This is a genomic window from Streptomyces lincolnensis (assembly GCF_021173675.1).
Classification (GTDB): Bacteria; Actinomycetota; Actinomycetes; order Streptomycetales; family Streptomycetaceae; genus Streptomyces; species Streptomyces lincolnensis_B.
This window is the reverse complement of record NZ_JAIHON010000007.1, coordinates 42,183-59,726: the sequence shown is the minus strand read 5'-3', so window position 1 is coordinate 59,726 and position 17,544 is coordinate 42,183. Positions and strand designations below refer to the sequence as shown.

18 protein-coding genes are annotated in these 17,544 nt (G+C 71.7%); 11 read left to right on the top strand and 7 right to left on the bottom strand.

Going from position 1 to position 17,544, the window contains the following annotated elements; genetic code table 11:
- Window positions 1-2: 2 nt before the first annotated feature.
- Complete coding sequence (locus tag K4B79_RS21205) at window positions 3-395, top strand: VOC family protein (RefSeq protein WP_232028409.1); 393 nt, start codon at window positions 3-5, stop codon at window positions 393-395.
- On the opposite strand, the gene K4B79_RS21200 is transcribed toward K4B79_RS21205, so the two are convergent.
- Window positions 377-1,312, bottom strand: coding sequence for a GNAT family N-acetyltransferase (locus K4B79_RS21200; RefSeq protein WP_232028408.1), 936 nt, complete (start codon window positions 1,310-1,312; stop codon window positions 377-379). The genes K4B79_RS21205 and K4B79_RS21200 overlap by 19 nt on opposite strands.
- A gap of 199 nt (window positions 1,313-1,511) precedes the next feature.
- On the opposite strand from K4B79_RS21200, the gene K4B79_RS21195 reads away from it, so the two are divergent.
- A complete protein-coding gene (locus K4B79_RS21195; protein WP_232028407.1) occupies window positions 1,512-2,279 on the top strand; it encodes a VOC family protein in 768 nt (255 codons plus the stop codon).
- 27 nt (window positions 2,280-2,306) lie between these two features.
- Here the strand turns inward: K4B79_RS21195 and K4B79_RS21190 are convergent, their stop codons facing one another.
- The gene (locus K4B79_RS21190) at window positions 2,307-4,901 is read right to left on the bottom strand and encodes a cellulosome protein (RefSeq protein WP_232028406.1); all 2,595 of its coding nucleotides are present in this window, start codon (window positions 4,899-4,901) and stop codon (window positions 2,307-2,309) included.
- Window positions 4,902-5,131: 230 nt separating this feature from the next.
- On the opposite strand from K4B79_RS21190, the gene K4B79_RS21185 reads away from it, so the two are divergent.
- A complete protein-coding gene (locus K4B79_RS21185) occupies window positions 5,132-5,671 on the top strand; it encodes a DUF5134 domain-containing protein (RefSeq protein ID WP_232028405.1) in 540 nt (179 codons plus the stop codon).
- 251 nt (window positions 5,672-5,922) lie between these two features.
- A complete protein-coding gene (locus K4B79_RS21180) occupies window positions 5,923-6,594 on the top strand; it encodes a phosphatase PAP2 family protein (protein WP_232028404.1) in 672 nt (223 codons plus the stop codon).
- Window positions 6,595-6,616: 22 nt separating this feature from the next.
- Here K4B79_RS21180 and K4B79_RS47845 read toward each other — a convergent pair whose 3' ends face one another.
- Window positions 6,617-6,745 carry a hypothetical protein gene (locus K4B79_RS47845; protein ID WP_269463758.1) on the bottom strand — a complete coding sequence of 43 codons (129 nt, stop codon included), beginning with the start codon at window positions 6,743-6,745 and terminating at the stop codon, window positions 6,617-6,619.
- A gap of 42 nt (window positions 6,746-6,787) precedes the next feature.
- Between K4B79_RS47845 and K4B79_RS21175 the strand changes: the two genes are divergently transcribed.
- From K4B79_RS21175 to K4B79_RS21165, 3 genes are all read left to right on the top strand, one after another.
- Window positions 6,788-6,958 carry a hypothetical protein gene (locus K4B79_RS21175; protein ID WP_232028403.1) on the top strand — a complete coding sequence of 57 codons (171 nt, stop codon included), beginning with the start codon at window positions 6,788-6,790 and terminating at the stop codon, window positions 6,956-6,958.
- A 9-nt stretch (window positions 6,959-6,967) separates the two neighbouring features.
- Complete coding sequence (locus tag K4B79_RS21170; protein ID WP_232028402.1) at window positions 6,968-7,660, top strand: HAD family hydrolase; 693 nt, start codon at window positions 6,968-6,970, stop codon at window positions 7,658-7,660.
- Window positions 7,661-7,818: 158 nt separating this feature from the next.
- The gene (locus tag K4B79_RS21165) at window positions 7,819-8,508 is read left to right on the top strand and encodes a TetR/AcrR family transcriptional regulator (RefSeq protein WP_232028401.1); all 690 of its coding nucleotides are present in this window, start codon (window positions 7,819-7,821) and stop codon (window positions 8,506-8,508) included.
- On the opposite strand, the gene K4B79_RS21160 is transcribed toward K4B79_RS21165, so the two are convergent.
- A complete protein-coding gene (locus tag K4B79_RS21160) occupies window positions 8,496-9,992 on the bottom strand; it encodes an LVIVD repeat-containing protein (RefSeq protein ID WP_232028400.1) in 1,497 nt (498 codons plus the stop codon). The two genes, K4B79_RS21165 and K4B79_RS21160, sit on opposite strands and share 13 nt — an antisense overlap.
- A 191-nt stretch (window positions 9,993-10,183) precedes the next feature.
- Between K4B79_RS21160 and K4B79_RS21155 the strand changes: the two genes are divergently transcribed.
- On the top strand, window positions 10,184-10,840 hold the full coding sequence (locus K4B79_RS21155; protein ID WP_232028399.1) for a DUF305 domain-containing protein: 657 nt from the start codon (window positions 10,184-10,186) through the stop codon (window positions 10,838-10,840).
- 42 nt (window positions 10,841-10,882) lie between these two features.
- Here the strand turns inward: K4B79_RS21155 and K4B79_RS21150 are convergent, their stop codons facing one another.
- Window positions 10,883-11,344, bottom strand: a complete 462-nt coding sequence (locus tag K4B79_RS21150) for a DUF6214 family protein (RefSeq protein ID WP_232028398.1) — start codon at window positions 11,342-11,344, stop codon at window positions 10,883-10,885.
- Between the two features lie 209 nt (window positions 11,345-11,553).
- On the opposite strand from K4B79_RS21150, the gene K4B79_RS21145 reads away from it, so the two are divergent.
- On the top strand, window positions 11,554-12,900 hold the full coding sequence (locus K4B79_RS21145) for an FAD-dependent oxidoreductase (RefSeq protein ID WP_232028397.1): 1,347 nt from the start codon (window positions 11,554-11,556) through the stop codon (window positions 12,898-12,900).
- A 216-nt stretch (window positions 12,901-13,116) separates the two neighbouring features.
- Entirely contained in the window at window positions 13,117-14,523 is a 1,407-nt protein-coding gene (locus K4B79_RS21140) for a nucleobase:cation symporter-2 family protein (RefSeq protein WP_232028396.1), read from the top strand.
- Here K4B79_RS21140 and K4B79_RS21135 read toward each other — a convergent pair.
- Window positions 14,443-14,796 carry an ArsR/SmtB family transcription factor gene (locus tag K4B79_RS21135; RefSeq protein WP_232028395.1) on the bottom strand — a complete coding sequence of 118 codons (354 nt, stop codon included), beginning with the start codon at window positions 14,794-14,796 and terminating at the stop codon, window positions 14,443-14,445. The two genes, K4B79_RS21140 and K4B79_RS21135, sit on opposite strands and share 81 nt — an antisense overlap.
- Window positions 14,797-14,915: 119 nt before the next feature.
- Here K4B79_RS21135 and K4B79_RS21130 point away from each other — a divergent pair, with 119 nt between their 5' ends.
- Entirely contained in the window at window positions 14,916-15,995 is a 1,080-nt protein-coding gene (locus tag K4B79_RS21130) for an NADH:flavin oxidoreductase/NADH oxidase (protein WP_232028394.1), read from the top strand.
- 66 nt (window positions 15,996-16,061) lie between these two features.
- On the opposite strand, the gene K4B79_RS21125 is transcribed toward K4B79_RS21130, so the two are convergent.
- A complete protein-coding gene (locus K4B79_RS21125; protein ID WP_232028393.1) occupies window positions 16,062-17,381 on the bottom strand; it encodes an extracellular catalytic domain type 1 short-chain-length polyhydroxyalkanoate depolymerase in 1,320 nt (439 codons plus the stop codon).
- Between the last annotated feature and the right edge of the window lie 163 nt (window positions 17,382-17,544).

Sequence of the window (17,544 nt, the reverse complement as noted above, 5' to 3'; positions counted from 1 at the left end):
GCATGGTGCATGTACTGAGCGGCCGTACTCTGCTGCGGCCCGCTGATCCGGAGCGGTCCCGTCGGTTCTACGGCGAGCAGCTGGGCCTCGCCGTCCACCGGGAGTTCGGCACGGGCCCCGAGCGGGGTGTCGTGTACTTCCTCGGCGGCGGGTTCCTGGAGGTGTCGGGGCGGTCGGAGGTGCCGCCGTCGCCGGCCGTGCGGTTGTGGCTGCAGGTCGAGGATGTGATCGCCGCCGAGGAGGAGCTGCGGGGCAAGGGGGTTCAGATCGTGCGGCCGCCGGTGAAGGAGCCGTGGGGCCTGGTCGAGATGTGGATCGCCGACCCGGACGGGACGCCGATCGTGCTGGTGGAGATCCCGGCGGACCATCCGCTGCGCTACCGTCCCGGCGTCTGAGGTCCGCCCGGGCGGTGCTCCCAGCCCCGGTCGGTCCGCGTCAGCTCCCGGAAACCGGCCTTCGCCAGCAGGTCCAGCGCCTCCCGGTCGGTGGCCGCCTCGTAGGCGACGAGGCGGTCGACCCCGCACAGCCGCAGCCAGTCCCCGGCCCGGCCCAGGAGCTCGTGCTCCAGGCCCTCGCCGTGGTGGCCCGGGTCGATGTGCAGATTGCCGATGTCGGCCAGGCCCGCGGCCCGGGTGTGGCGTTCCGGGCGGGCCAGGGAGGTGTCGACCTCGATGAAGCCGAGGGCGCGTCCCTCGGCGTACGCGGTGAAGCGGGTGCCGCACTCCCCCACGGTGCGCTCGACGGTGACCCCCGACCGGGTCTCGGGCCCCGGCAGGTCGGCGACGCGGGCGATCAGGATCACCTCGGTGTCGCCGACGTGCCGGAAGCCGGCGCGTTCGTAGGCGGCGCGGATGTGCGGCCAGTTCCGGGGCAGGCCGTAGACCATGGGGGCGGGCAGGGCGGCGTCGGCGTACCGCACCCGGACGTTCCAGCGGGCCAGTTGGGCCAGGCACGCCGCCATCAGCAGATCGGCGGCCTCCTCCGCGTCCGGCCGGGAGGACGCCGTCGGACGGCACACGAACCAGTCGATCTCGCCCGCGTCCCGGTAGCTCTCGCCGACCTCCGCGTCGGCGCGGTAGCGCAGCAGATGGGCCGCGGCGACGACGGACCGGCGCTGCTCGGCCACGAGCGTCACCCGCTCGCTCACCCAGGGGTCGGTGATGAACTCGCCGGGCTGCCGCTCCAGCTCGCTCAGCACGGTGTTCACGGACACGGAGACACCGGGGACGACGGCGGCGACATGCGCGTTCACCAGGTCGGTGAGCTGGTCGCGGTCGGCTCGGTGGAAGGGGCGCACCGTGGGCGCGGGCATGGCGGACCTCCGGGGTCGTCGATGAGGAGACCGGGCCGCCATGCGCTGCGGTACGACGACGAGGCTACGGCCTTCCGCGTCCCCGCGGCCACCCTCGCGCCGCCGGACGGCCGGACCGCCGCCGGATGGCCGGGCCCGCGGTCCGGGGCTAGCGTGCGAGAGGGGGAACGCCTCACGTCGGCAGGAGGGCCGTGACGCCATGAGACTCGACAAGCCGGTGACCGGCGGGCCGTGCTGGGCCGAGGTGGGAGCCCCGGCCCTGGACGTGGCCAAGGAGTTCTACTCGACGCTCTTCGGCTGGCGGTCCGAGACCGACAGCCGGGAGGAGATGGGCGGCTACACCATCGCCTACGTGGGGCACCTCCCGGTCGCCGGTCTGGTGCCGCTGGGCGAGGAGCCGCAGCAGCCCGTCGTCTGGTACGTGACGTTCGCGGTGTCGGACGTGGACGCCGTGGTGGCGAAGGTGCGGTCGGCGGGCGGCTCGGTGGCGTTCGAGCCCGGGGACGTGCCCGGCATGGGGCGCTTCGCCTCCGTGTCCGACCCCCAGGGTGCCGCCTTCCAGCTGTGGCAGGCGGCGGGCTTCGAGGGTGCGGGGCTGCTCAACGCCCCTGGTTCGCTGGGCTGGGTGGAGCTGATGACCCGGGCGCCCGAGCGCGCCGTGGACTTCTACACGACCGTCTTCGGCTGGAGCGTCGACGCCTCCGCGCGGTACACGCAGTGGGGCCTGGACGGCGCGGACTTCGGCGGCATGGTGACGATGGACGACAAGTTCCCGCCGGAGGTGCCGCCGCACTGGCTGCCGTACTTCGCGGTGGAGGACGTGGACACGGCCTCGGCGACGGCGACCGAGGCGGGCGGCACCGTCCTCATGGAACCCACCGCCGTGCCCGACGGTCCGCGGATCGCCGTGCTGCGGGATCCGCACGGGGCGATGTTCGGCGTGTACCGCGCGCAGGACGAGGCCTGACCGCGCACGGACCATCACCGGGGCCCCTCAGAAGTCCCCCTGGGCCCGGGACTCCTGGAACAGGGGCGTCACCGTCACCCGGTCGATGACGGGGGCGTGTGCGGAGCGTTGACCGTGCCGGTTGCGGAACCGGCCGTCGAAGTCGGGGAGTTCGTCGGCGGTGAAGGTGACCGTGTTGGCGCCCCGGTCGAGGGTGACGGGGACGGAGAGGGTCCAGAAGTTGTTGAAGTGGAAGGTGGTGGGGAACAGGACGCGGTGCGGCGCGGCGTCGTTGACGCGGATGTCGGCGTGGCGGCAGACCGGGTCGGGGTTGTAGTGGGTGGCGGGTGCCTGCTCGCCGTTGGAGTAGCGGATGGTGAGCGCGTGTCGTCCGGCCCGGTCTGCCGTCACCGTCAGGGCGAGCGCGTTGCCCGGCCCGCGGCCGATGCCGTCGACCGCCTTGCCGCCGGTGGCGTGGACGCGGCCGGTGACCTTGGCGGTGCCGGTGAGGGCGCCCGTCTCGGCGGCGTACGACGTGCTCGGCAGCAGGCCGCGGGACGGGCCGACGCGCAGCCGGTCCACGACCAGGCGCTCCGAGGTGCCGGTGACGGTGATCTTGTTGACGCCTCCGGCGAGGAAGAGCGGGACGGCGCCCCGCTCGACGTGTCCGGCCGGTTCGCCGTTGACCGTGAGCAGGCCCTCGCCGGGGCCGAGGACGTCGACGGTCACGCTCGCCTCGCCGTCCTCGTCGGCGTGCGCCCAGAAGGTGACGGTCCCGCCGCGCGGGAGGACGGCCGCGCCCGGGCCCGAGGCACCGCGGTGCGCGTGGCTGACCACCGCCCCGCCGGACAGGGCCGCGTACTCGGCCTCGTACAGCGCGGTCGGGTCGGCGCCGCGCAGGACGAGGTCCAGCTTGTCGACCACCGCGTCACCCCGCGTGACGCCGAGCTCCGGGTCCTGAGCGGCGAGCGTGATCCGGTGCTCGCCCGCGGTGAGCTCCACCCGGGTGTCGGTGTGCCCCCACACCGCCCACTTGTAACCGAGCGGCAGCAGCAGCTCGCGCGGGTCCTCGCCGTCGACCCGCAGGAAGACGTTGGTGGGCCCCTGCTCGCGGACGAGGTCGGCCAGGTTGTGGGAGTTGGCGAAGACCCGGACGTCGTAGATGCCGTCCCGCGGGGCCTCGACGTCGAAGGTGAGCACACCGTCGGAGCCGGTGCGCAGTCCGCCCACGTGATGGCCGCCGGAGGTGGCGAACCGGTCGACGGCGGACGGCGATCCCTCGGGGCCGTTCCTCGTGTAGCCGTCGCCGGTGTACGTGGCGTCCTCGGCCTCGTACGTCCGCCGCCAGAGGACCGACGGCGGCACGGGCGCAGCGCCGTTGCCGCCGGGCGACAGGATCGCCTGGTAGGCGGACATCGCGTCGAGGTCGCTCACCGGCAGGGTCACCCGGCCCTCGGCGACCGGGAGTTCGCCGTCCCACACGGTCGACGGCTGCGCGCAGACGCCCACTTGGCCGGTCCAGGGGATCTCCTCCAGCCGTATGTGCACGCTCTCGCCGAAGAGGGCCGCCTCCACCGCCTCGAAGACGACCTCCACGGCGCCGCCCGCACCCCCGAACAGCACCCGGGCCTGCCGCTTGCCCCGGTCCAGCGTGGCCAGTCCCTGCAGGGTGTACTGCGTGTCGGGGTGCGGGGCGGTGACCCGGACGGTGTGGCCGGTCATCCGCCCGTAGGCGTTGAACAGCCACCACTGGCCGTTGCCCCCGGTCCCCTCCACCACCGAGTCGTTGAGGTTGCCGGCGATGTTCCAGTACGCCAGGTCGGCGTCGACCTTCGACTCCTCGATGGCGGCGATCCACTGCACCATCTGGCCGGGCACGGACAGGTGGTAGTTGTGCGCGTACTCGTTGAGGTTGACGGGCAGCGGCCCGATGCCCAACTCCCGTTCCAGTGCGCGGTACTCGGCCACCTTGACGCGGACCTCGGCCGGTGAGGACAGCTCGTGCCAGGTGATCACGTCGGGCAGGACGTCGTGTTCCCGCGCGAACTCCAGGAAGTCCCGGACCTCCGGGTACAGGACGCAGGTGTTGGGCCCGGCGATCCGCGCCTCGGGGTCGAGGCCCTTGATGAGTTCATACGCCGCCTTCCAGGCCGCGAAGTAGGAGCTCGGGTCGGTGCGCCAGGAGGTGCGGTCGTAGCTCCACTCCCCCTCGCCGAACATGTTGCCCTCGGGTTCGTTGAACGGCACGTACACCACATGGGACTTGAGCTCGCCCAAGGTGAGCACGTACGCGACCTGCCGGCGGACGACCTCCAGGAAGCCGGCGAGCTTCTCCTCGCCGGTGGCGCCGGGCCACTCGTAGGGGAAGCCGCGGTAGAAGTCGGGCAGATAGACGTAGACGTCCTCGCCGCCCGCTGCGACGAAGGCCGGAAGGATCTCCAGGGCGTCGCCGCCGGGGTGCTGGACGCCGTCCTGGGCCTTGGTCGTGACCGTACGGACGTACATGCCCTCCACCAGTGTGCGGCCGGGGACGCCGTCGCCGTAGAGGCCGTAGAGCGTTCCGCTCGCGCCGCCGTGGAAGGGGCCCGTCCCGGTGCCGAGGTCGACGGTGAGCTTCTCGGGTACGGAGGCGTCGGCGGTCACGGCATCCCTCTTTCGTCCGGCATGTCGTACGCCGGACGAAGATCCGAACCGGCCTTGATCGAACGTAGGAAGGCCGGGTCGGTCGCGTCAATGGTGCGACGATCACGAAAACTTGCGAGGTGACCCACTGCGCTCCGTCGAGTGCTCCCCGTGTACCTCCCTGCGCTCGCGTGCGCGCCGCCGGGCCGGGGCATCGCCTCCCTGACGGACCGTCGAGCGGGGAGGTGGGTGTGCACGGACCGGTTTCGCCCGGCTGGCTGCTGGTGGTGGTGTGCGCGGCGACCGGGGCGTACTGCCTGCTGCGGATGCGGAGCAGCGACGAGGAGCAGCGCCGGGCCGCGGGCGGCGAGGCGCTCATGGGCTTCGGCATGGCCGCCATGGCCGTTCCCGCCGCCGTGTTCACGCCCCCGTCCTGGGCCTGGTCCTGCTACGCGGCCGTCTTCGGCGCGGCCGCGCTGCGGGCCCTGTGGGCGGCCCGCACGAGCGCCCATCACGTGCACCACCTGGTGGGCAGCTCGGCGATGGTCTACATGGCGGTGGTCATGGCCGCCTCCCCCGGCGGGCACGCCGGCCACGGCGACGCCGGGGTCCCGCTGCTGACGGGAGCGCTGCTGCTGTACTTCGCGGTCTACGTCCTGCGCTCCGGCGTCCGGCTGGTGCCCGTGGCCGCCGGGAGCGGGGCCGTGGGGTGGGGGGACCGGCCGGAGCTGGCCCGGGCGTGCCGGCTGTCGATGGGGATCGCGATGGTGACGATGCTGCTGGCCATGTGAGGCGCCGGGCGTCCTCAGCCCGCCGGTCGCACCACAGCGAGGCGCCGTACTCACTGATGGCCAGGTCGAAGGTGTCGTCGTCGTAGGACACCCGCCCGGGCCGGCCGTGCGGGCGTTTCACAACGGATTTACCCCCGCACCGGGTTCCGCTTCGGCTCTCGCGCCGCGATGTCACCCCGCGATCTCCCCGAAGTCTCCCCGGGATCACCCGGGATTGGCCTCACTCCCCCTCGGTCGGCGAGGATCGCCGTATGCACACCCCGCCCGTCGACTCCCCGCCCCGTCCGCAGGCGCACCGCACCGCCGCCCGCGTCACGGGCCTTCTCGCGCTGTGCTCCGTGCTGCTGCTCGCCCTGGTCGCCGCCGAGTGGCATCCGCTGATGACCTTCGACGAGGACATCGCCGACACCACCCACCGCTGGGCGGTGGACGAACGGGGTATCACCCACGCGTCCCGGATCCTGACGGACTGGGTCTGGGATCCGTGGACGATGCGCATCCTCTGCGCGGTCGTCGTGGTGTGGCTGGTGTGGCGCAGAGCGGACTGGTGGACGGCCACCTGGCTGGCGGTGACCTGCGCGCTGGGCACGCTGGTGCAGCAGGGCCTGAAGGCCGCGGTCGACCGCGCCCGGCCCGTCTGGCCCGACCCCGTCGACTCCGCCCACTACGCGGCCTTCCCCTCGGGCCACGCCATGACCGCCGTGGTCGTCCTCGGCCTCCTCCTGTGGCTCCTGCACCACCACGGCGTCGGCCGCGCCCTGTGGCGTACGGCCCTGTCGGTGGCCGCGGTCTCCGTCGTCGGCGTCGGCCTGACCCGCGTCTGGCTCGGCGTCCACTGGTCCACGGACGTCCTGGGCGGCTGGCTCCTGGGCGCCCTGACGGTGGCCGCCGCGGTGCTGATCCACCTCCGCCGCAGCGCCTGACCGCCAGCGGGCGCCGCTACTCCTACGTCGGTCCGCCCGAGTTGCGGCCCACGGAGCCGAAGAACGGCTCGGGCCGCGCCGTCCGCTCCCCCACCGACCTGGACGCCTGGCTGGTCGAGCGGGGGACGGCCGAGTCCAGGAGGTCACCCACCAGTCGGCCGGATACTGCCCGGATCTCGACTCCTGGCACTCGGTGGCCGCGGCCCTGGACCGGGCGGGCATCGACCGCCCCGACGGCTTCACGCGTGAGGTGGTGTTCCGGCGGTGTGTGCGGTGCCGGGAGTGCTCGGTGGTGCGGGAGGGCGACTTCGTCCGCGTGTTCTGCGGCAGCGATCTTCCCACCGCCTGGAACATCACTTCGTAGGATCACCTCATGAGTGCCGTGTTGTTCGACTTCTCGGGAACGCTGTTCCGTATCGAGTCCACCGAGTCCTGGCTGCGGGCCGTGCTGGCCGAGGCCGACGTGCCCCTCGCGGAGCCCGAGTTGCTCCGGGCGGTGCGGGCGCTGGAGCGGTCGGGGGCGTTGCCGGGCGGGGCCCCGGCCGTGGAACGGGTCCCCGAGGAGCTCGCCGCCGTGTGGGAGATCCGGGACAAGAGCGCCGAGCTGCACCGGGCCGCGTACACCGGGCTCGCCCGGCAGGTCCCGCTGCCGGACCCCGCCCTGCACGACGCGCTGTACGCGCGGCACATGACCCCGGCCGCCTGGGCGCCGTACCCCGACGCCGTCGAGGTGCTGGGAACGCTGCGCGAGCGCGGGGTCGCCGTGGGTGTGGTCAGCAACATCGGCTGGGATCCGCGCCCGGTGTTCCGCGCACACGGCCTCGACGACTATGTCGACACCTACGTCCTGTCGTACGAGCACGGCATCCAGAAGCCGGATCCCCGGCTCTTCGCGACCGCCTGCGCCGCACTCGGCGTGGCCCCGGGCGACACCCTCATGGTCGGTGACGACCGACGGGCGGACGGCGGCGCGGCGGCCCTGGGGTGCGGGGTGCACTTCGTGGACCATCTGCCGGTGGCACAGCGGCCGGACGGGCTGCGGCCGGTCCTGGACCTGGTGGGCTGATCCGGCCACCCGGTCCACCACCGGAAAACGCTCGCCCGCCTCGGACGATCCCCCGCGTCGCCCGAGACGGACGGCTGCCGTGACCGGGCCGTACCCGGGTCCGGTCCGGACGTACTGAGTATAGTTGGCTGGCAGCCAGTCAACGCAGGAGTTACAGCATGTCCCCGCGCAGCGCCTCGGTCAATGAAGAGTTGCGCCGACGTTCCCGGGAGCGGCTTCTCCAGGCCGCGGTGGAGCTGGTGAGCGAGCGCGGCTACGAGGCGACGACGCTCGGGGACATCGCGGACCGGGCGGGCTCGGCGCGCGGCCTGGTGTCGTACTACTTCCCCGGCAAGCGCAGGCTCGTGCAGTCGGCCGTGCACCGCCTGATGCACCGCACGCTGGAGGAGGCGCTGGAGCGCGAGCCGCGCACCGAGGACGGCGCGGAGCGGATGGCGCGGGCCATCGACGCGATCCTGGGCCTGGCCCGGGACCGGCCCGTGCTGATGCGCCAGCACATGGCGGGGATCCTCCTGGGCGAGGGCTTCCAGCAGTGCCCGGAGCAGCAGCGGCTGGCCCAGTTGCTGCGCGACACCATGGCCCGGCACGGCTCGCAGGATGTCGACGCGGACTATCCGATGATGCGCGCCCTGCTGATGGGCGCGGTCTTCGCGGCGCTGGTGCCGGGGGTCCCGATGCCGGTGCCGGTGCTGCGGGCGGAGCTGTTCAAGCGCTACCGGCTGGACTGGGACCTGGGGGTCCCGCCGAACACCGGGAGGGTGCCCGACGGGACGGGTGACACGGACCTGTCGAGGTTCTTCGCGACCGGGGCCGTGTCCGGGCCGAGCGCGGACGGTCAGTCGAAGTAGTCCGGCTGCGTCTGGACGTTCAGCTCGTTCATCCGGACCCACTTCGCGGGATCGGTGCGCCGGTCGTTGATCTTCAGGACGTCGAAGCCCCTGGCGTACTCGTTGGAGTAGATGTAGCCGTTGTAGTAGTACGCCGACCACGAACCGCCCGACTTGATCGTGTCCGTGGTGAGCGGACCCCGGTCGAAGTAGGCGATCTCCTTCGGGTTGCCCGAGTCGGTGAAGTCCCAGACGGAGACGCCGCCCTGGTACCAGCCCTGGACCATGATGTCCCGGCCCTTGACCGGGATCAGCGAGCCGTTGTGGGCCACGCAGTTCTCGGTGTTCGCCTGGTGCCGGGGGATCTTGAAGTAGCTGCGGAAGACGAGCTTGCGCTTGTCCCCCTTGCCGACGATGTCGTAGATGCCGTCGGCGCCGCGGTTCGGGCCGATCTCCGCGTTGCAGGTGGCCGCGCCGCCGCCGCCCAGCTCGTCGGTGAAGACGACCTTGTTCGCCTTCTGGTTGAAGGTCGCCGAGTGCCAGAACGCGAAGTTCACGTCGTCCCGGACCCGCTCGATGACCTTCGGCCGGGCCGGGTCCTTGATGGACAGCAGGATGCCGTCGCCCATGCAGGCGCCGGCGGCCAGGTCCTGGGAGGGCAGCACCGTGATGTCGTGGCAGCCGGTGGTCTTGCGCACGCCTCCGGGCGGACCCGGGTTGCCGCCGCCGTCCGGGCCCTCACCGGGGAAGAGCACCGGGAAGTCCACCACCGCCGCCTTGTGCGGTGCCTTGCGCGGCACCTTGATGACGGAGATGCCGTCGTGCGGGGGCTGGCAGTCGGGGTACGTGGCGTCCGGCGAGTACGAGGAGACGTACAGGTAGACGTTCTTGCCGTCCGGCACCAGCGTGTGGGTGTGCGATCCGCAGGCGGTCTCGACCGCGGCGACGTACCTCGGGTTGCGCTTGTCGCTGATGTCGAAGACCTTCATGCCCTCCCAGGAGGACTTCTCGGTCGGCGGCTGTGTCGTGCTGCTGCAACTGCTGTCACTGCGCGAGGAGTCGGTGGACAGGAAGAGCAGGTTCCCGGAGACGGAGATGTCGTTCTGCGAGCCCGGACACAGGACCTGGGACACGGTCCTGGGTGCCTTGGGGTTGCTGATGTCGAAGATGCGGAAGCCGTCGTAGTTGCCGGCGAAGGCGTATCTGCCCTGGAAGGCGAGGTCCGAGTTGGTGTCCTTGAGCGCGTCCTTGGGGACGAACGCCAGGTGCTCGATGTTCTTGGAGTGGACGATCTCGTTCTGGCCGGGTATGTCGCCCTCGGCTATCGCCGCCTCCACCTCGGCCCGGGTGCTCTGGGACACCTCCTCGCTCGCGGCGGGGCCGTCCCCCGGGTCGGGGGTCGCGGCGGCCGGACCGGCGGTCAGCAGCGCGGCCAGGAGGCCGACGGCCGTCGCGGCAACTCCCAGGCGTCTGTGACGCGTTCGGGACTCTTTCAACAGGATCACTGTTTCCTCCATGGTTCCGTTCGGGTGGGAACGGTTCACGCACCACGAAGTATCGTCTTCGCCATGCGCATATCAACAGACGGCAACGAAGACGTAATAAAGCTTTTTGATCAGTCATGCATGCGAGCGTGCTAGGACGGTCACCAACACTCACGAGGTGTGCCCCGTCCCGCCTGCCACAGGAGGTCGCAGTGCTCTTCCGTCGCGCAACCCGCAGACCCCTCTCCGCGGTCGCCCTGACCACGCTGGCCGTCCTCGCCCTCGGGGCCTGCGAGTCCGGATCGGACGCCAAGTCGGCGACCGCGACCGGGCCTTCGGTGCTCGTCCCGGGCAAGCCCGGCGAGGCGAACCGGACCATGTCGGCCGAGGACGCCCAGGCGCAGCGCGTCGACGACGACAGCCCCAACTCGGCGGACGTCACCTACGCCCGGACGATGATCACGCACCACGCCCAGGCCCTGGAGATGACCGAACTGGTCCCGGACCGGGCCGGGTCGGCGAAGCTGAAGTCCCTCGCCGAGCGGATCTCCGCGGCCCAGGGACCCGAGATCGACGCCATGCGGGGCTGGTTGGCGGAGCACGGCGAGGACGAGAAGAGCCATGGCGGCCACGGACACACGGACATGCCCGGTATGGCGACCGAGGCCCAGCTGAAGACGCTGCGCGCCGCCCGGGGCGAGGCGTTCGACCAGCTCTTCCTCACCCTGATGATCACCCACCACGAGGGCGCCATCACGATGGCCACGCGGGTGAAGTCGCAGGGCAACAACATCCGGATCGAGGAGATGGCCGACGACGTGGTCGCGCAGCAGGCGAGCGAGATCACACGGATGCAGGGCATGCGGTAGGCGGAACCCGCCGTGGGTCACGGCCCGCGTCAACGGGCCTGCTCAGCGGCGTGCGTGACGTGGTGTCAGATATCCCGCGTCGCGCGCCTGGGCGATCATCCTGAGTGACTTGCGGCGGCTGTGCCCGGTCGCGCACATCACCGCGAGCACGGGGTCGACGCCGTCCTCCTGGGCCGCGCGGTACTCCTGGGCGACGAGCCACCGGCCCTCGATCCCGCGCGGCCAGGCGGGCCGGGCGCGGCCGGATCCGGTGGTCTCCTCCGCGGAGGGGGCGGGGCCGAGGCCGCAGGCCTCGAAGAGCGGATCCTCGATCCAGTCCGCGAGCACGGTCAGATCGTCCAGCGAGAGCGCCGGCCGCGCCCGGACGTCCTCGACCGAGACACCCCCCTCGGCCACCACGGCGAGCGCCTCGACCAGCGCCCCGTCGGGGAACGCGAGGCGGACACCGAACCACGCGGTCGCGCCCGCGTCCTCCCGCACTTCCCACGCGGGCCACACGGACACGGTCCCGTCCGTCGGACAACGATCAGAAAGGTTGAGAAAGGATGCTTCTAGCATAAACGCAACGTAACCGCATGATCACTTTCCATACGAACGGACACGCGTGCCCGGCCTGCGCACAGCACCCTGACAGCGGAGTACAGACGGTGCGATCCTGGAATCATCAGCGATCTCCCGTGGATCCCCGGATCCCTCGAGCGAGGAGTTCCGCCGTGCTCCGTGTCGCCGTCGTCGGTTCCGGGCCGAGCGGGTGCTACACCGCCCAGAGCCTGGTCCAGCAGCATCCCGAGGTCCTCGTCGACGTACTGGACCGGCTGCCGTGCCCGTACGGCCTGGTCCGGTACGGCGTGGCTCCGGACCACGAGAAGATCAAGTCGCTCCAGAACAACCTGCGGACCGTGCTGGAGCACGAGCGGGTGCGCTTCCTCGGCGGGGTGCGGGTCGGCCCCGGAGGTGTGCCGACGGCACGGCTGCGGGAGCTCTACCACGCCGTGGTGTACTGCGTGGGCGCCGCCACCGACCGGCGTCTGGGCATCCCGGGCGAGGATCTGCCGGGCAGCTGGTCGGCGACGGAGTTCGTCTCCTGGTACAGCGCGCATCCCGACGCCGCCACCGACGGGTTCGTGGTCGGCGCCCGGTCGGCGGTCGTCATCGGCGTGGGTAACGTCGCCGTCGACGTCACCCGGATGCTGGCCCGGGGCCTGGCCGAGCTGAGCCCCACCGACATGCCCCAGGCGGCCCTGGCCACGCTGGCCGCGAGCCAGGTCACCGACGTCCACATGGTGGGGCGGCGCGGCCCCTCGCAGGCCCGCTTCACCACCAAGGAGCTGCGCGAACTGGGCGGTCTGCCCGGCACCGACATCACCGTCGACCCCGCCGAGTTGTCCCTGGACCCCGCCTACCCCGACCCGTCCGGGCTGCCCGCCCGGCAGCGCCGCAACGTCGAGGCGCTGCGCGGCTGGGCCGGGACCCCGCCGGACGACACCGCGCCCCACCACATCCACCTGCGGTTCTTCCTGCGCCCCGTCGAGCTGCTCGCCGACGCGGGACGGGTGGCCGCGGTGCGCTTCGAGCGGACCGCACCGGACGGGCGGGGCGGTGTCACCGGAACAGGCGTGTTCGAGGAGATCGAGGCCCAGTTGGTGCTCCGCTCGGTGGGCTACCGCGGTGTGCCGCTGGAGGGCCTGCCCTTCGACTCGGCCACCGGCACCGTCCCCCATCGGGGCGGCCGGGTCCTGCGCGAGGGCACGGTGACCCCGGGCGAGTACGTGGCCGGCTGGATCAAACGCGGCCCCACGGGCGTCATCGGCACCAACCGTCCCTGTGCCAAGGAGACGGTGACCTCGGTCCTGGAGGACGCCGCCGCGCTCGCACACCGGCACCTCCCCGACGACCCCCTGGCGGCCCTGCGCGCGGAGGGCGTCCGCCCGGTCGAGTGGGCCGGCTGGCAGGCCATCGAACGAGCCGAGGCGGAACTGGGAGCGGCGCTGGGCCGGGGCGTGGTGAAACTCCCGGACTGGCGGTCACTGATGAACGCGGCGTACGGCAGCGCCCCCTGAGGCGGGGCACTCGTTGCTGACCGCTGGTGGGGATACCGACCTGAAGGCGCCGGCGGTTCGTGGGGTTCTCCCAGAACCAGTAGGTCCGCCGTTGACCTGCCGGTGATCCTCGACCCGGATCGTCGCCCACCGCTCGACGCCCTGGGCGGCACCGGGAAACGAACCGGCAACACCCCCGCAATCAACAAACTGTTCAAGGAGCTTACGGTCTCGGACATGGCTCGAACCGCCCCTGTGCACCCCGTCGACGAAGTACCCCCCGTACGTCACCTCGCCGCCTTCGGCCTCCAGCACGTCCTCGCGATGTACGCCGGTGCCGTGGCCGTCCCCCTGATCGTCGGCGGCGCGATGAAGCTGTCGCCCGCGGATCTGGCGTATCTGATCACCGCGGACCTCTTGGTGTGCGGTATCGCCACGCTCATCCAGTGCATCGGCTTCTGGCGCTTCGGGGTCCGGCTGCCGATCATGCAGGGCTGCACGTTCGCGGCCGTGTCCCCGATGGTGCTCATCGGTACGACGGGCGGCGGGCTGCCGGCGATCTACGGCTCGGTGATCGTCGCGGGGCTCGCGATCGTACTGCTCGCCCCGGTCTTCGGGCGGCTGCTGCGCTTCTTCCCGCCGCTGGTGACGGGCACGGTGATCCTGATCATCGGCATCTCGCTGCTGCCGGTCGCGGGCAACTGGGCGGCGGGCGGCGCCGGTTCGGCGGACTTCGGCGAGCCGAAGAACATCGCGCTGGCCGCGTTCGTCCTGCTGGTGGTCCTGTGCGTGCAGCGCTTCGCGCCGGTCTTCCTGAGCCGGATCGCGGTGCTGATCGGCATCGTGGTGGGCCTGGCGGTCGCCGTGCCCTTCGGGTTCACGGACTTCGGCGGGGTCGGGGACGCCGACTGGGTCGGGATCAGCACGCCGTTCCACTTCGGGGCGCCGACCTTCGAGGCCTCGGCGATCATCTCGATGCTGGTCGTGGCGCTGGTGACGATGACGGAGACGACCGGTGACTTCATCGCGGTCGGCGAGATGACGGACCGCAGGATCGATGCGCGCTCCCTCTCCGACGGGCTGCGCGCCGACGGCCTGTCGACCGTGCTGGGCGGCGTCTTCAACACCTTCCCGTACACGGCGTACGCCCAGAACGTCGGCCTCGTCGGCATGACCCGGGTCCGAAGCCGCTGGGTCGTCGCCACCGCCGGCGGCATCCTCGTCCTGCTGGGCCTGCTGCCCAAGCTGGGCGCGGTGGTCGCGGCGATACCCGCGCCGGTGCTGGGCGGTGCGGGCCTGGTGATGTTCGGGACGGTGGCGGCCAGCGGGCTGCGGACCCTCACCCAGGTCGACTTCAAGGGCAACAACAACCTGACCGTGGTGGCCGTGTCGGTCGCGATGGGCGTGCTGCCGGTCGGCGTGCCGACGATCTACGAGAAGTTCCCCGACTGGTTCCAGACGGTGATGAACAGCGGTATCAGCGCGGGCTGCGTGACGGCGATCGTGCTCAACCTGCTCTTCAACCACCTGCCCGCGAAGGGGACTTCGCCCGCGTCAGGGACTTCAGGCGCTTCCGAGACGGACGGCCTGCCGGGCGGCGGCGTCGAGGAGGGCGTCGAGAAGCCCCGGGAAGAGACCGTCTAGGTCGTCCCGGCGCAGGCCGTTCATCTTGGCCGTGCCCCGGTAGATCTGCTGGACCACGCCGGCCTCGCGCAGCACCCGGAAGTGGTGCGTGGTCGTGGACTTGGTGACCGGCAGATCGAAGTGCGAGCAGGTGAGCTCGCCGCTCACGGCGGCGAGCTCCCGCACGATCCGGAGCCGCATCGGATCCGAGAGCGCGTGCAGGACACCCTCCAGGCGGATCTCGTCGCGCGCCGGGTGCGGAAGATCGCGGGTGCTGACGGCGGGGGAGGTCACGGCGGCTCCACTCGTTCGGGGACATCCATTGTACGAGACCCCTCGTAGTTTGACACTCTACGTACTACGATGCCTATCGTACGAGCCGACAACCGGTCCCGTGACGAATGGAGCCCGCCGTGAGCGCACTCTTCGAGCCCTACACCCTGCGCGACGTGACGTTCCCCAACCGGGTGTGGATGCCGCCGATGTGCCAGTACTCCGCGGCACCCGAGGGCCGGGACATCGGCGCCCCCAACGACTGGCACTTCGCCCACTACGGGGCCCGCGCGGCCGGCGGTACGGGCCTGATCATCGTCGAGGCCACCGGCGTCAGCCCGGAGGGCCGCATCTCCCCCTACGACCTGGGCATCTGGAACGACACCCAGGTCGAGGCGTTCCGCCGGATCACGCGCTTCCTGGTCTCCCAGGGCACCGTGCCGGGCATCCAGCTCGCCCATGCCGGGCGCAAGGGATCCACCGACCAGCCCTGGAAGGGCGGCGCGCCACTCGGGCCGGACGCGCTCGGATGGCAGCCGCTGGGGCCCAGCCCGATCGCGTTCGACGAGAGGCACCCGGTACCGACGGAGCTGACGGTTGATCAGATCCAGGAGATCGTCGGCCAGTTCGCGGACGCGGCCCGCCGCGCCCTCGCCGCCGGCTTCGAGGTCGCCGAGATCCACGGCGCCCACGGCTACCTGATCGGCAACTTCCTCTCGCCCCACTCCAACCACCGCACCGACGCCTACGGCGGCTCCTACGAGAACCGCACCCGCTTCGCTCTTGAGGTCGTCGACGCCGTGCGCGCGGTGTGGCCCGAGGACAAGCCGCTGCTCTTCCGCATCTCGGCGACGGACTGGCTGGACGAGGGCGGCTGGACGCCGGACGACACCGTCCGCCTCGCCGCCGACCTCAAGTCCCACGGCGTCGACCTCCTCGACGTGTCCACCGGCGGCAACGCCTCGGGCGTCCGCATCCCCACCGGCCCCGGCTACCAGGTCCCCTTCGCCGCCCGCGTCAAGGCCGAGACCTCCCTCCCGGTCGCCGCGGTCGGCATGATCACCGAGGTCGAACAGGCCGAGAAGATCATCGCCAACGACGAGGCCGACGCCGTACTCCTCGGCCGCGAACTCCTGCGCAACCCCTCCTGGGCCCGCCACGCGGCACGGGAACTGGGCGGGGACGTGCGTGTGCCGGACCAGTACCACCGGTCGGTGTGACCATCCGCCTCGTGCCTGTGGCCCCGGACGGTCATCCGCGGCCACAGGCACGAGGCGGGTCGCGCGTCAGGTGCAGACCGTCCCGTTCAGCTTGAAGGCGGTCGCGGCCCCGCTGTTACCGCCGTGGTTCGCCTGGTAGCCGATGGTCACGCTCGCGTTGGGGGCGAGGGTCGCGTTGTAGGCGGCGTTGGTCGCCGTCACGGTCCCGGAGGCCGGGGCGTAGGTGGCGCCCCAGCCGTTGGTGATGGTCTGCCCGGTGGGCAGGGTGAAGGCGAGCTGCCAGCCGTTGAGGGTGGTGGTCCCGGTGTTGGTGAGGGTCACCGAACCGGTGAGGCCCGTGCTCCAGGCGCTGGTGGTGGCCGTCACCTTGCAGGCGCCGGGCTGGGGTTGGGGCGCGGGACCCGAGGAGTCCAGGCCGAAGAAGGTCAGGGCCCGGGAGGCCATGCCGTTGACGTAGAGGTTGTGGCCGACGCCCTGGAGGCTGATCGCCTCGACCGGGGCCCGGTCACCGATGCCGCCGTAGCGGGTGCGGTTCCAGCCGGAGACGGGCGTGTCGGAGGCGGCCGGGGTCTGGCTGACGCCGAGGACGTTGGTCCACTGCTTGATCTGCTCCCCGAAGTTGGGGTAGCGCAGCACGTCGTCCTGGGTGCCGTGCCAGGTCTGCATACGCGGCCGGGGACCGGTGTAGCCGGGGTAGGCGGCGCGGACCAGGTCGCCCCACTCCTGCGGGGTGCGGCTGATGGCGCCGTTCGCGCACTCGCTGTTCCACTCGGAGCCGTTGGTGGTGGCGAAGCAGCCGAACGGCACACCGGAGAAGGCGGCTCCCGCCGCGAACACGTCGGGGTAGACGCCGAGCAGGACGTTGGTCATCATCGCGCCGGAGGAGATGCCGGTGGCGAAGATCCTGCTCGTGTCGGCGGAGTAGGTGCGGACGGTCCAGTCGATCATCGACTTGATGCCGACGGGATCGCTGCCGCCGCCCCGCGTCAGCGCCTGCGGCGAGGCGACGTCGAAGCACTTGCTGGCCCGGGTGACCGAGGGATACACGACCACGAACCCGTAACGGTCGGCCAGTTGGGCCCACTCGGTGCCGTTGTACATGGCCGGCCCGGAGCCCGTGCAGTAGTGCACGGCCACCACGACCGCCGGTTTGGCGGTGACGTTGTCCGGCACGTACAGGTACATCTGGAGATTGCTGGGGTTGGTGCCGAAGTTGGTCACCTCGGTGAGTGCCGCGGTGGGGGCCGCGTCGGCCGCGCGGGGGCGGGCCACGGCCGTGGGCGCGGTCAGGACGGTGGCGGCGAGCAGCGGCACCAGCGCTCCGAGGAGCGCCACGAGCGCCGTACACAGGAGTGGTCTCCTGGTGGTGCGGGGGGTGGTGGTCACGTCCGGTCCCTTTCTGGTCGCGGCTCGGGGGACGTGGTGCGGGGTGGAGCGGTCAGCGGGTGGAGTCGGTCCGGGCCACCGGCCCCGGCGCCCGGTCCGTCGGGCTCGCGAGCGGCAGCGTGAACACCGGCGCGCCGGTGAACGTACGCGTGGGGGGAGCCCT

Coding starts and splice junctions, on each gene's coding strand:
- K4B79_RS21205 (WP_232028409.1), top strand. CDS start 3: ATGGTGCATGTACTGAGCGGCCGTACTCTGCTGCGGCCCGCTGATCCG.
- K4B79_RS21200 (WP_232028408.1), bottom strand. CDS start 1,312: ATGCCCGCGCCCACGGTGCGCCCCTTCCACCGAGCCGACCGCGACCAG.
- K4B79_RS21195 (WP_232028407.1), top strand. CDS start 1,512: ATGAGACTCGACAAGCCGGTGACCGGCGGGCCGTGCTGGGCCGAGGTG.
- K4B79_RS21180 (WP_232028404.1), top strand. CDS start 5,923: ATGCACACCCCGCCCGTCGACTCCCCGCCCCGTCCGCAGGCGCACCGC.
- K4B79_RS21170 (WP_232028402.1), top strand. CDS start 6,968: ATGAGTGCCGTGTTGTTCGACTTCTCGGGAACGCTGTTCCGTATCGAG.
- K4B79_RS21165 (WP_232028401.1), top strand. CDS start 7,819: ATGTCCCCGCGCAGCGCCTCGGTCAATGAAGAGTTGCGCCGACGTTCC.
- K4B79_RS21140 (WP_232028396.1), top strand. CDS start 13,117: ATGGCTCGAACCGCCCCTGTGCACCCCGTCGACGAAGTACCCCCCGTA.